The following is a 12,476-nucleotide window of genomic DNA, read 5'->3' as shown; positions in this document are numbered from 1 at the left end:
GCTCAAACCCAATGGCGAGCGACGAAGGACGCCCGCTTCCAGAAACCATAGGCGCGCCATGCCACGTCCGCCGGATCGGGCTTGCCGTGAAAGACGACGATCGCCGCCGTCGCCGGCAACGGCGTATCGAGCCAGCCCGGCGCGCGCAGCCCGAGCCGCTCGCCGCCCAGCTTGGCGAGCCAGGGGAAGGCGCGCGAGTCGAGGCTTTTCTTGTACGAGACGATCTTCTCCGCCGGCCAGTTGGCGGCATCCGGCAGACATTCGTAAATCCACTCCTGGTCGCCGTTGCAGCTCGCCATGACGCCGTCGGCGTCGGCCTGGAAGCGTTCCCAGACCTGCGCATGGGCGCCGACCGTGAAGCGCATCACCGAACTGTTCCACATCGGGTTGAGCGACCAGTTGCGCAGGATGACGAAATCGCCCGGCTGATCGGCCAGGAAATCGATGTTGCCGACAATCACCAGGTCGAGGTCGAGATAGAGCAGCGGCCCGCAAAGGCCGTGGAATTCCGGCGCGAACAGGGAAAGCTTGTACCACCAGCCGCTCAGCCCCGGCGTGCAGTCGAGCGGCAGCACGACGACGGCGGGGTCGAGCCCCTGCGGGAATTCGGTCAGGCAATGAAAGCGGAACGGTCGTTGCAAGTGACGCGCGACCATGCGGTACAGGCGATTGACGTATTCCGGCCCGTACTTCGTCCCCCATTTCAGGCAGACGACGTTGAGCGCTTCCTCACAGGCGGCCATCGACAGCCTCGCGCGGGAACAGGTGCTTGACGTCGTAGATCACCGCCTGCGGCCGGCACAGCGCGCGGATCGCGGCGATGCCCAGGGCCGCGAACTGGCGGTGGGCGACAGCGACGACCACCGCATCGTAGGGGCCGGCGGGCTGCCCGACCGGCGTGATGCCGTATTCCGCCTGCGCCTCGTCGGCATCGACCCAGGGGTCGTAGACATCGACCTCGGCGTTGAGCCCGGCCAAGGTACGGACGATATCGACCACCTTGGTGTTGCGCAGGTCCGGGCAGTTTTCCTTGAAGCTGAGGCCGAGGACCAGGACACGCGCACCGACGACGTTGATCCGCCGGCGCAGCATCAGGCGGACGACGCTCTCGGCGACGTAGGTGCCCATGCCATCGTTGATGCGGCGGCCGGCGAGGATCACCTGCGGGTGGTAGCCGACGGCTTCGGCCTTGTGCGTCAGGTAGTAGGGATCGACGCCGATGCAGTGACCGCCGACCAGGCCGGGGCGGAAAGGCAGGAAGTTCCACTTGGTGCCGGCGGCGCGCAGCACCGCCTCGGTGTCGATGTCGAGGCGGTTGAAGATCAGCGCCAGTTCGTTGACCAGCGCGATGTTGATGTCGCGCTGCGTGTTCTCGATCACCTTCGCCGCCTCGGCGACGCGGATGCTGTCGACGCGGTGCGTGCCGGCGCTGACGATGCTGGCGTAGAGGGCATCGACGTAAGCGGCGGCGGCCGGCGTCGAACCGGCGGTGACCTTGATCGTGTTGGTCAGCCGGTGCTGCTTGTCGCCGGGGTTGATGCGCTCCGGGCTGTAGCCGGCGTAGAAGTCGCGGTTATAGACCAGCCCGGAAACGCGCTCGATGGCCGGAATGCAGACTTCCTCGGTGGCGCCGGGATAGACGGTCGATTCGTAGATGACCACGGCGCCGGGCGCGATGACCGCGCCGATGGCCTCGCTGGCGCGCAGCAGCGGGCCCATGTCGGGCCGGTTGCTGGCGTCGACCGGGGTCGGCACGGTGACGATGTAGGTGTTGCAGTCGCGCAGCGCTGCGGCGTCGCAGGAAAAGCGTAGCTGCGTCGCCTGCCGCAGTTCGTCGGCGGTCAGCTCCAGCGTGCGGTCGTGCGCTTCGCCGAGTTCGCCTACCCGGCGCGGACAGATGTCGAAGCCCAGCGTCGGCAGATAGCGGCCGAACTCGACGGCCAGCGGCAGACCGACGTAGCCGAGGCCGATGATGGCGATGCGGGCGTCAGCGAGCGTATGCAAGTTGCCCGCCTTTCTCGCGCGCGGCGACCAGTTCCTGGTAAGTCGCCAGGGTATCTTGCAGCATGTGTTGCAGCTCCAGTGAGTCCGGCAGTGGCGCCGGACGGTGATCGCCGGCAAGAACGCGCCGGCAGGTTTCGATCAGTTCGTCGCGCTCGCCCGGAGCCACCTGGCCGGCCGGGAACATCGCCGCGAGCAGTTCGGCAACGCCGCCATGGGCGTAGGCGACGACCGGCACGCCGAGCGCCAGCGCTTCCAGCACCGTACGCCCGAAGGCTTCCGGCTGTGTGGATAGCGACAGCACCAGCGCGCTGACGCTGAAGATCTCGCGCAGGTCGCCACGGTGGCCGGTGAACGTGAGGTGATCGGCAACACCCTGCGCCTTCGCCGCCGCCTGCAGCTCGGCCAGGTAAGGCAGATGGCGGGCGTCGGCCTCGCCGACGACGACGCCGTGGATGTCCGGGTGGCTGGCCTTGAGCGCGGCGATCAGGGCGATGAAGTCGTGGTGCCCCTTGAGCCGCGTGATGCGGCCGGCGAGCACGAGCAGGCGCTTGCCGGCAAATTGCGGCCAGGCCGCCCGCCAGTCGTCCAGCCACTGCGGCGACGGCCGGTAATCCGGGCGATAGAGCGCCGGATCGATGCCGCGCGGAATGACCTTCACGGTCGCCGGGTCGCAGGCCGGGTAATTGGCACGCAGGTAGGCGGCGATCGAATCCGACACCGCGATCACCGCCTCGCCGCGCGTCATCACCGCGCTATAGGCGCCGACCGAGTAATAGCCATGCACCGTCGTCACCAGGCGCGGCCGTGTCGCGGCCGGCATGCCCTGCCAGGCCAGCCGGCAGATCCAGGCCGGCAGACGGGAACGCACGTGCAGCACGTCCACCCTCTGTTCGGCGAGGAAGCGGCGCAGCGGACCGATCAGGCGCAGGGTGAGCGGCGACTTGCGCCCGACCGGCCAGGCGAAATGTTCGGAGCCCTCGCCGATCAGCCGGTCAACCAGCCGCCCGCCGGCCGACATGACCAGCGAACGATGGCCCTGGCGGACCAGGTGGTCCGCCACTTCCAGGGTGCCGCGTTCGACGCCGCCGCTTTCCAGCGCCGGCAGGACTTGCAGGACGGTCAGGCGTTGGGATACCAAAATTGCTTGATCCACTTCGCGCAACGCGCGGCTTCGTCGAGTTGGCCGTTCAGATGGGGCAGCGACTGGCCGGCCTGCCAGTGCTGGAAGCGCGTCACCCAACCGCTCTGCGCCAGCCGTTCGAGACCGCGCACGACGCGGCTGGAATGGCGCGTCGGCAAGTCGAAAACGCCGACGCCAGTGCCCGAGGTCAGCGCCTCATAGACCATCGACACGCTGTCCGGCGTTACCCAGACCTGGCCGGCGCAGCCCAGCACCTCGTGCAGCCAGCCTTGCGTGGTCCGCGCGAAGGGGACGACCTCGAGATTGGCATGCGCCAGCCCTTGCAGGCCGTCGAGCAGCGAGGCCGGCGTGCGCGGCGAGGTGGTCAGCGTCCAATGGACCTGCGGCGTGGCGGCGACCAGCTTGCCGACCGCCGCCAGGATTTCATCGTCCTGCCAGACGTAGTGGCGCGAAATGCCGCCGAGCAGGATCAGGCCAACGTTGGGGTCGGCGGCGACCGAGCGCTGCATGGTGTTGAGCGCGCCCTGGGTGAGGATCACCTGCTTCGACGGCGCGACGCCGTCGTGCTGCGGGATCAGGCAGAGGTCGAAAAGTTGGCGCGGCAGGCTGGGCTTCATCAGCACCACCGTCTTGCCGCCGTAGGCGCGCTTGGCGGCGAGGATGTTGAGGTGGGTGGCGTGGCCGGCGCCGACGATCAGGTCGGGGACCGGCAGCCCTTCACCGGGCGGAAAGCTGCCGCCGGCCAGATGGGCCAGCGCCTGCAGCGGCGGCAGCGCGCGCAGTTCGATCTCGCGCACCGGCAACTGCTGGCGCAGCGCCTTGAGCAAGCCCCGAATCTGCTGCAGATGGCCGGGCTTGCCGTCGGTGATGGTCCAGATGACACAGCCGGAATTGCCGTTCATGCCGTTTTCGCTCCTGAATTTGTCCCGGTGGGACGTGCGGAGCTATTGTCGGCAGGCTCGGTGACAAAGCCGTTAAAGCTGGATAACGTCTATGTGACGCTTGGGCTTCAGTGGGCAAACATCCCGACCAGCGGCACGACGGCGACGCCAGCGGCGATCAGCAGGATCTGCCGGAAAAAACTCTCGCCCTGCTTGTGCAGCAGCGGAAAGAGGTCGGCCAGCGCGACGTAGATGAAGCTCGAGGCGCCGATCACCAGCACGTAAGGCAGCACGAAATCGGCGGTGGACAGCGCGAAGAAACCGAGCGCTCCGCCGAGCAGCGAACTCAGGCTGGAGCCGGCGTTGGCGACGAAGGCCTTGGTGTTGCTCCAGCCAGCGTTGCGCAGGAGCACGAAATCGCCCATTTCCTGCGGCACCTCGTGAGCAATGATGGCGACCGTCGTGGTCACGCCGAGCATCGGGTCGGCGATGAAGGCGGCGGCGATCAGCACGCCATCGACGAAGTTGTGGAAGGCATCGCCGATCAGGATCAGCGGCGGCGCCGTGGTCGTCGCGTGGTGTCCCTCATGGTCGGCGCAATCCCCGTGCGAATGCCGCCACAGCGCCAGACGCTCCAGGGCGAAAAACGCGAACAGCGTGCCCAGCATCAGCGCGAACAGCGTTGCGAACGGACCGCCGTGGTCGTGCCCCTCGTGCTCGTGCTCATGGTCGGCGGCGGCCTCGGCGGCGATTGCCGCCTGGTCGTCGGGCGCATGGTCGTGGCCGGCATGGATATCGACCGGCGGCAAGGCATTGAAGGCTTCCGGCAGAACGTGCAGGAAGGCCGACGACAACATGACGCCGGCGGCAAAGGCAACGAGGATCGCCGTCGATTGCCGCGACAGGCGGAACACCACCAGCGCCGCGGCGGCCATGCTGATCAGCCCGCCGGCGAGGCAGGCGACGAGGATCATGCTCAGGGTAGTCATTTCTTCTTTCCTTGTGGGACCTGATAGGGTTCGACCCGCTCGGCGGCGAGACGGTAGGCGTAAATGCCCATGCCGCTGTCGCCGCCCTGCAGCGTCAGGGTGCCGCTGACCGTAAAGGTCTCCATGGTGCGCATGCCGCGCACCGGTTTGGCCGGCACCACCAGGATGACCTGGTTCGACGGTGGCGGCGGAACATGGACGCAGGCGCCGAAATACGGCACAAGCAGGAATTCGAGGATGTCGTCGCCCTTGCGTTCGAGCGGCACGACGAACCCGGGGATGCGGATGCGCTGGCCGTTCAGGCTGCGCTCGACCGGCGCCTTGTCCCATTCCTTGCGCACCTTGGCGAGCAGTTCACTGGCCTTGGGATCGGCATCCTGCAGCCGCTTCAGATCGACGCCCTTGAACACCGCCATCGGGTCCCAGTCGGCCGGCATCAGGTCGTCCCACATCAGTTCGCGGAAGCCCTGGAGGTTGCCCTTGCCCGCGGCCAGACGCTCGCCGACGCGGTAATCGGCAGCCGACAGGGTGAGCGGCAAGAGTAGCAGGAGGAGCAGTAATCGTTGCATCACGAGGTCCTTCAGGAGCGCGGCGTCAGGCCGTCGGCGAGCGACAGGCGGTAGGCGCGCCAGGCCGGCAGCAGGCCGACCAGCGTGCCGCAAGCCAGCACCAGGCCGAGCAGGCGCCATTCGGCGGGGCTCGGCGCCAGCGGCAGCGCCGCCAGGCCGAAGCGCAGCAGCAGCCCGTCGCCGCTGGCGGCGAACAGGCTGAGCAGGCCGAGGCCGCAGAACGCGCCGAGCAGGCTGACCAAGCCGCTTTCGAGCAGCAACAGGCCAAGGATATGGCGCGGTCCGGCGCCCAGCGAGCGCAGGATCGCCATTTCGCGCCGCCGCTCGTTGAGGCCGGCGAGCAGCGTCGCCATCAGCCCGGCCAGACCGACCGCCAGCACCAGCCAGGACACCGCCTGCAGGGCCTGCTCGACGATGCCGACGGTCTGCCACAACTGGTCGAGGGCGACGCCGGGGAGCACGGCGAGCAGCGGCTCACCGGCGAATTGGTTGATATTGCGCTGCAGGCGGAAAACTTCGACGCGCCGGTGCAGGCCGACGAGGAAAGCGGTGATCGACTGCGGCGTCAGGTCGAACTTCTGCACCACGTCGGCGCCGACCGAGAAACCCGGCAGCGGCGCGCCGCCCACCCAGTCGAGATGGATCGCCTCAATGGCGGCGAGCCCGATATGCACCGTGCGATCGACCGGCGTCCCGGTCGGCGCCAGGATGCCGACCACACTGAACGGCTTGTCGGCGTGTTCCATGCCGGCCAGGCCGCCGTCGCCGTGCGTCAGCGTGATCTGGTCGCCAATGCGGTAGCCCAGGCGCTGCGCCACCTCGGCGCCGAGCACGGCGTCGAAGATGCCGGAGAAAACCTGGCCGCTGGCGAAGCGCAGCGGCTGGCGGTCGCCGTAGCGGTAATGGTCGAAATAGGCCGGCGTCGTGCCGAGCACCGGGAAACCGCGGTGCGAGTCGCCGAGCGCCAGCGGCACGCTCCAGGCGATCGCCGGGTCGGCGGCGATCTTCCGATAGCTGTCCCAGCTCAGGTTGTTGGTCGCCTCACCGAGCCGGAACACCGAATACAGCACCAGTTGCACCGGGCTGCTGCGGGCGCCGACGACCAGGTCGGTACCGGAAACCGACTGCGCGAAACCGTCGCGCGCCGCCTGGCGGATGCGTTCGACCGAGAGCAGCAGGGTCGTCGCCAGGAGCACGGCGAGCAGCGTCAGCCCCAGGCTGAGGCGACGGTTCCAGGCGCTGGCCAGGGCCAGCCGCCAGAGTGCGTTCATGCCTCGCCTCCGGCCAGGGCGAGGCTGTCGTCGAAATGCCTGGCCAACCGCAGATCGTGGCTGACGAAGACGAGCGCGCTGCCGGCCGCCCTCGCCTCACCCAGCAACAGCTCGATGAAGGCATCCTGGCGGGCGGCGTCGAGCGCCGAGGTCGGCTCGTCGGCGACGATGATTTCCGGCCGGCCGATCAGCGCGCGCGCCGCGGCGACGCGCTGCTGCTGGCCGACCGACAGTTCGCCGGCGGGCGCCGCCGTCGCCGCGGGCTCCAGGTCGAGCGCCGCCAGCAGGCGCGCCGCCGCGGCCGCCGGATCGTCGGCGCGCTGCCGGCGACGCCGCGAAAAGCGGCAGGGCAGCAGCACGTTGTCGCGCGCCGACAGCCAGGGCAGCAGGTTGAACTGCTGGAAGATGAAACCGAGATGGTCGGCGCGGAAAGCGTCGCGCCGCGCCGCCGACAGCGCGCCGAGCGCTTGGCCGAGCAATTCGATGCGGCCGCGCTCGGGCTGCAGGACGCCGCCGATCAGGTTGAGCAAGGTGCTCTTGCCGGCGCCGCTCGGCCCGTGCAGGAACAAACTGCGACCGGCGGCGACGGCCAGGTGTTCGAGACGAACGGCTGGCGGCGCGGCGGCGCGCCAGCGAAACAGCAGATCGTCGATGCGGATCGCCATGCCTACCAGGAGAAGACCGGCTGCCGGATATCCACGCGACCGGCCTTCTGCCCCTTCGGGCCGGCAAAACTGACTTCGAGCGCGCGCAGGCGCGGGAATGCCTCGCCGACCTGGACCCGCAGGCCATCGAGCGCCAGCGGGTTGGCACAAAGATAGACATAGCGCGCTTCGATATCGCCGTGACCATCGCCGCCGCCTTGCCCGTCAAGCAGCGGGGCAGTGACCTTCTGTTCGCTCAAGGCGCACTGCGCGGCCGCTGTCGGTACGAAAAGCTGCGCCGGCGCGCGCAGCTTCTCCAGCGCCGCCTGGGCGGCCAGTTGTTCGCGTGGGCTCCGTGCCGCCCGCTCGAAACCGACCAGATCGTGCTGCGGCGCCTCCAGCAACAGCGTCAGCTGCGCCCCTTCGACGACGATGCCAAGCTGGCCGAGCCCATGCTGGTGGGCATGCTGCTCATGCGCCGCCGCTTGCAGCGCAAGCAGGGCAAGCAGCAATAGAGGTGATTTCTTCATCGGCTATTCCTCCCTGGTTCGAAACGCTGCTCCGCGGACCAACCGCCGGCCTCAACCGCCGAACTGGCGCCGCCTCTGTTCGTGCCGTTCCTGCGCCTCCAGGCACAGGCTGGCGGTCGGCCGCGCCAGCAGGCGGGCGATGCCGATCGGCTCGCCGGTATCCTCGCACCAGCCATAGCTGCCGTCATCGATGCGCTTCAGCGCCTGGTCGATCTTCTTCAACAGTTTGCGCTCGCGATCGCGCACGCGCAGTTCCAGCGCATGTTCCTCTTCGGCGCTGGCGCGATCGTTGGGATCAGGCTCGGCCGCCGTCTCCTGCAGGTGATGCGTAGTCTCTTCGGCAGCACCGCGCAGCGCCGCCTCCTCGTCGAGCAGGCGCTGGCGGAAGAAAGCCAGCTGGGTCGGCGACATGTATTCATCTTCCGATGCTGACAGCAGCTCGGCCTCGCTCGGCAACCCCGGTTTTGCAGTGGATCGTGACATCGATCTTTCCTTGTTCGTCATGGGACGTCTGCGGCATGCCCGCAACCGGCACGGCCAACCCGAACCGACGCTGCGCACCCGACCGCAACGCTATCGATTGCGGACGGGCGATGTTATAACATCGCATCCCCACCACCAAGTCGACTTCGAGAATGATTGAACCCGATGCCGAAGCCGAGTTGCTCGAGCGCGCCGAAACCCGCTGCCGGCAACAGGGCGCCAGCCTCACCGCGATCCGCCGCGAAGTACTGGCGCTGCTCGGTCGCCAGCCGAACGGCATCAAGGCCTACGACCTCCTCGAACAGATGCGGCAGACCCGCCCCAACGCCGCCCCTCCCACCGTCTACCGCGCCCTCGATTTCCTGATCGCCCAGGGCCTGGCGCACCGCATCGGCCGCCTCAACCTGTTCGTCGCCTGCCGCCACAGCAGCCACCCGTCGCCGGCGCTATTCCTGCTCTGCCCGCGCTGCAACGGCGTCAGCGAACTGCGCGACCCCGACGTCTCGGCCCGCCTCTTCGCCAGCCTGCAAGCCGCCGGCCACCGCCTGGACAGCCCGGAAGTCGAAATCAGCGCGGTCTGCCCGCGCTGCGCGGGGCAGCAGGAGACCGTTTCAAGTCCTGAGTAAATTTACTCAATGCTTGAAACGCCCGGCCGGCCCGCCTCCAGCACGCGCAGCAGCGAACTCGTGTCGTCCTTGCCGAAACCCAGTGCCATCAGCGCGTTCAATTGCTGTGCGACGCTCGCCGTCAGCACCACCGGCACGCCGCTCTGACGCGCCGCTGCGAGGACCAGCCCGTAGTCCTTGTGGTGCAGGCGGGCCTCGATGCCGGCCGAAAAATCGCGGTCGACCATGCGCTGGCCCATGATGTCGAGCACGCGCGAGCCGGCCGAACCGCCGGCCAGCGCCTGTTTCACCTTGGCCGGATCGACGCCGGCGGCCCTGGCCAGGTGCATCGCTTCGGCGGCTGCCTCGATGGCGGCGACCATGATCATCTGGTTGCAGGCCTTGGCGACCTGGCCGGCGCCGTTGGGGCCGATATGGACGATGCGCTGGCCGAGTCTTTCGAGCAGCGGGCGCACCCGTTCGAGCACCGCTGCGTCGCCGCCGGCCATGATCGCCAGCGTCGCGGCAATCGCCCCCTGCTCACCGCCGGAGACCGGCGCGTCGAGCATGTGGATGCCCTTCTCCGCCAGTTGGCCGGCGATGCGCCGGGCAACGTCGGGAGCGATGGTCGAGCAATCGACCAGCACGCTGCCCGGCGCCATGCCGTGGATCAGGCCGTTGTCGCCAAGCGCCACACCTTCGACGTCGGCGCTGGAAGTGATGACAGTGAACACCACCTCGCACGCCGCGCCGAGCGCGGCCGGCGTCGGGTGCACGGTGGCCGGCAGGCCGTCGGCGCTGGCCGGGCGGCGCACCCAGACGTGCAGCTCGTGACCGGCCGCCTGCAGGTGCAAGGCCATCGGGCGCCCCATCGCGCCCAGGCCGATGAAACCGACCTTCATGCCTGCCCCGACAGGCTTTCCAGCAGCTTCAGCACGGCGATCGAATCCTCCTCGCCCAGCCCCGAGCCGACCATCGCGTTGAACATCTGCGCGGTTGCCGCCGAACCGGGCAGGCACAGACCGAGTTCGTGCGCCGTCTGCATGACGATGTTCAAGTCCTTCTCATGCATCCAGCTCTTGAAGCCCGGCTTGAAGTTGCGGTCAAGCATGCGCTGGCCGTGGTTTTCCAGGATCTTCGAGTAGGCGAAGCCGCCGAGCAGCGCCTCGCGCACCTTGGCGCGGTCGACGCCGTTTTTCGATGCGAAGGCCATCGCCTCGGCGACCGCCAGCACGCCCATGCCGGTGACGATCTGGTTGGCTGCCTTGGTCACCTGCCCGGCCCCCGGGCCGCCGACATGGACGATGTTCTTGCCCATGCAGGCAAATGCCGGCTCGGCGCGGGCAAAAGCGGCGTCGGAACCGCCGGCCATGATCGAAAGCGTCCCGGCAATCGCCCCGACTTCCCCGCCGGACACTGGCGCATCGACGAAATCGACGCCGGCCGCCGCCAGTTCGGCGTGGATGGCCTTGGCTGCTGCCGGCGCGATGGTGCTCATGTCGACGGCGACCAGCCCGGCCGTGCCGGCGCTGGCGACGCCGCGCATGACTTCGGCGACATCCGGCGCGTCGGCGACCATCGAAATCACCAGTTCCTGGCCGCGCGCCACCTCGGCGGGCGACGCGGCGCCGCTGGCGCCAGCGTCGAGCAAGGGCTGCATCGATTCGGCACGGCGCGCCCAGACGCTGACCTGGTGGCCGCCCTTGAGCAGGTTGAGGGCCATCGGGCGGCCCATGATGCCAAGGCCGATGAATCCGATCTTCATTTTGTTATCTCCGTTCGTTTGGGGTTCAGGGCAGGCCGATGACTTTGCGTTCTTTCGGCCAGCGGATGCGGTAATCGGCGGTGAAGCTGGCCGCCGCGCCGGCATCGAGACGCTGTTCCCAGGCGACGACGCCCGGCCGGTCGTCCCAGTCTTTATCGGTGACCGGCGGCTGGAAGCTGGCCTCGACCTCGATCTGGCTGTCGCGGGCGACCGGGCTGGCATCGATGACGCGGATGTCGACCGGCCGCGCGTGCTGGTTGGTCACCGTGAACACGTCGGCGAGACGCCGTTCCGCCTGCTGGCCGACGAAACCGGCGCGCGCCTGGTCGGCGGCCAGGTTGCGCACCGCCACCTTGATCTTCTCGTCACGCCCGAAGGGCAGCTCCAAGCGCGTTTCCTGCGCCGGATCCCAGGTGGTCTGGCCGACGTAGGCGCCGTTGCGGTAGATCTGCAGCGGACCGGCAGGCCAGACGCCTTCCGGCAGCGCGCCGCGGGCAACCAGGTAGGCGGCCTTGTCCTGGCGCGGCGCCACCTGCGCGTGCAGCTCCACCGGCACCTGCAGGCTGCCCAGCGCCACCGCCACCTTGCGCCCGTCGGCCGGCAGGTCGATGCGGCCGGGAATCGCGTATTCGGTGGCGAATTCGCTCTGCGTCACCGCCACCTCGAACAAAGGCTCGGCAGCCTGGTCCGCCGCCACGCCACGTTTCGCCATGGGCGCCGGGGCGGCCGCCATCATCGGCATCACGGCGCGCGCTTCGGGGCGCACTTCTGGACGCAGCGAGAGGTTCCAGGGATCGGGCAGCGGACCGGCGACGCGCTGCTGCGGCTGGCCGGTGGATAGCGCGAGTTCGACCTTGCTCCAGTCCTCGCCGCTGCGCTGGGCGATCTGTGCCAGACGCTCGATCTCGACCCGCCGTCCGTCGCTGTCGAGCTTGGCGCGGTAAGCCGGCCGCCAGCCGGCCTCGGCGAACAGGTAGCGCAGGCGGACGCGGCCATCACGCCGCGCGTTCAGGCGCAGGTCGAGCTGACGGACGGCGGCGACCGCCGGGCGGACGCGTTCGAGGTCGCGCTGGCGGGCCTGCAGTTCGCGTTCGAGGTCGCGCTTTTCCGAGTCGATCTCGAGGATGCGCCGCTGCGCCTGGACGCCGCCCAGGCGCAGGGCGTCGAGCACACGCTGCGGGTTGCCGTCGTGGATGGCGTCGCCGGGCGAAGCCAGCGCGTCGAGATACTTCAGCGTGCGCTCCGCCGCCAGCCGCTCGCCGTCAAGCTGCGCCACGCGCTCGCTCAACTGGCGGACCAGCTTTTCCAGCCGCGCCTCCTCGGCGTTGAGCGGCGCGCTGCGCGCGCTGTCGCGCCAGACCAGCTCGCCGATCTCGATCCCGGCATCGGCCTCGATCTGCACGCTGTCCACGTCGAAACTGGCGGGCAGGCCGGCGATCTGCAATTCCTGAGCACCGGCGCGCACATTCGCGGTACGCTCGATCAAGGCGCTGCCCGGATAGAGCACGACCCGGCTGACTGGCGCGTTCGACGCGGCCAGCGCTGGCAGACAGCCGACGAAGAACAGGGGAAGGAGAATAGGCAGCTTCATGAC

General features: G+C 68.7%; 14 protein-coding genes. 1 reads left to right on the top strand and 13 read right to left on the bottom strand.

Going from position 1 to position 12,476, the window contains the following annotated elements:
• Window positions 1–2 precede the first annotated feature (2 nt).
• The 10 genes from ACLIIZ_RS12705 to dksA form a co-directional block, all read right to left on the bottom strand.
• Complete coding sequence (locus ACLIIZ_RS12705) at window positions 3–743, bottom strand: hypothetical protein (protein ID WP_416692611.1); 741 nt, start codon at window positions 741–743, stop codon at window positions 3–5.
• Window positions 730–2,004: a Vi polysaccharide biosynthesis UDP-N-acetylglucosamine C-6 dehydrogenase TviB gene (gene tviB, locus ACLIIZ_RS12700; protein ID WP_416692609.1), complete on the bottom strand. Its 1,275-nt coding sequence runs from the start codon at window positions 2,002–2,004 to the stop codon at window positions 730–732. The genes ACLIIZ_RS12705 and tviB overlap by 14 nt, the downstream gene beginning before the upstream one ends.
• Window positions 1,988–3,142 (bottom strand): glycosyltransferase family 4 protein, encoded by a 1,155-nt coding sequence (locus ACLIIZ_RS12695; protein WP_416692607.1) that lies wholly within the window; start codon window positions 3,140–3,142, stop codon window positions 1,988–1,990. Before ACLIIZ_RS12695 ends, tviB begins: the two co-directional genes overlap by 17 nt.
• Window positions 3,124–4,047, bottom strand: a complete 924-nt coding sequence (locus ACLIIZ_RS12690; protein ID WP_416692605.1) for a mitochondrial fission ELM1 family protein — start codon at window positions 4,045–4,047, stop codon at window positions 3,124–3,126. Before ACLIIZ_RS12690 ends, ACLIIZ_RS12695 begins: the two co-directional genes overlap by 19 nt.
• A 107-nt stretch (window positions 4,048–4,154) precedes the next feature.
• A complete protein-coding gene (locus tag ACLIIZ_RS12685; RefSeq protein ID WP_416692603.1) occupies window positions 4,155–5,015 on the bottom strand; it encodes a ZIP family metal transporter in 861 nt (286 codons plus the stop codon).
• Window positions 5,012–5,584 (bottom strand): DUF3299 domain-containing protein, encoded by a 573-nt coding sequence (locus ACLIIZ_RS12680; RefSeq protein ID WP_416692601.1) that lies wholly within the window; start codon window positions 5,582–5,584, stop codon window positions 5,012–5,014. The genes ACLIIZ_RS12685 and ACLIIZ_RS12680 overlap by 4 nt, the downstream gene beginning before the upstream one ends.
• 11 nt (window positions 5,585–5,595) lie before the next feature.
• Entirely contained in the window at window positions 5,596–6,855 is a 1,260-nt protein-coding gene (locus ACLIIZ_RS12675; protein WP_416692599.1) for an ABC transporter permease, read from the bottom strand.
• Window positions 6,852–7,520 carry an ATP-binding cassette domain-containing protein gene (locus ACLIIZ_RS12670; RefSeq protein ID WP_416692597.1) on the bottom strand — a complete coding sequence of 223 codons (669 nt, stop codon included), beginning with the start codon at window positions 7,518–7,520 and terminating at the stop codon, window positions 6,852–6,854. Before ACLIIZ_RS12670 ends, ACLIIZ_RS12675 begins: the two co-directional genes overlap by 4 nt.
• A gap of 2 nt (window positions 7,521–7,522) precedes the next feature.
• Window positions 7,523–8,029 carry a ZrgA family zinc uptake protein gene (locus ACLIIZ_RS12665; RefSeq protein ID WP_416692594.1) on the bottom strand — a complete coding sequence of 169 codons (507 nt, stop codon included), beginning with the start codon at window positions 8,027–8,029 and terminating at the stop codon, window positions 7,523–7,525.
• A 51-nt stretch (window positions 8,030–8,080) separates the two neighbouring features.
• On the bottom strand, window positions 8,081–8,512 hold the full coding sequence (dksA, locus tag ACLIIZ_RS12660; RefSeq protein ID WP_416692592.1) for an RNA polymerase-binding protein DksA: 432 nt from the start codon (window positions 8,510–8,512) through the stop codon (window positions 8,081–8,083).
• A gap of 152 nt (window positions 8,513–8,664) precedes the next feature.
• Between dksA and ACLIIZ_RS12655 the strand changes: the two genes are divergently transcribed.
• Window positions 8,665–9,138 carry a transcriptional repressor gene (locus ACLIIZ_RS12655; protein WP_416692590.1) on the top strand — a complete coding sequence of 158 codons (474 nt, stop codon included), beginning with the start codon at window positions 8,665–8,667 and terminating at the stop codon, window positions 9,136–9,138.
• Between the two features lie 2 nt (window positions 9,139–9,140).
• On the opposite strand, the gene ACLIIZ_RS12650 is transcribed toward ACLIIZ_RS12655, so the two are convergent.
• The 3 genes from ACLIIZ_RS12650 to ACLIIZ_RS12640 are packed head-to-tail and all read right to left on the bottom strand — an operon-like array spanning window position 9,141 to window position 12,473.
• On the bottom strand, window positions 9,141–10,019 hold the full coding sequence (locus ACLIIZ_RS12650) for an NAD(P)-dependent oxidoreductase (protein WP_416692588.1): 879 nt from the start codon (window positions 10,017–10,019) through the stop codon (window positions 9,141–9,143).
• Window positions 10,016–10,882 carry an NAD(P)-dependent oxidoreductase gene (locus ACLIIZ_RS12645; protein WP_416692586.1) on the bottom strand — a complete coding sequence of 289 codons (867 nt, stop codon included), beginning with the start codon at window positions 10,880–10,882 and terminating at the stop codon, window positions 10,016–10,018. The genes ACLIIZ_RS12650 and ACLIIZ_RS12645 overlap by 4 nt, the downstream gene beginning before the upstream one ends.
• Before the next feature lie 25 nt (window positions 10,883–10,907).
• Complete coding sequence (locus tag ACLIIZ_RS12640) at window positions 10,908–12,473, bottom strand: DUF4139 domain-containing protein (RefSeq protein ID WP_416692584.1); 1,566 nt, start codon at window positions 12,471–12,473, stop codon at window positions 10,908–10,910.
• Window positions 12,474–12,476: the final 3 nt, after the last annotated feature.

The organism is Azonexus caeni, assembly GCF_048146105.1.
Taxonomy (GTDB): Bacteria; Pseudomonadota; Gammaproteobacteria; order Burkholderiales; family Rhodocyclaceae; genus Azonexus; species Azonexus aromaticus_B.
The sequence above is the reverse complement of the archived record's forward strand: the minus strand, read 5'-3'. Positions and strand labels throughout refer to the sequence as shown.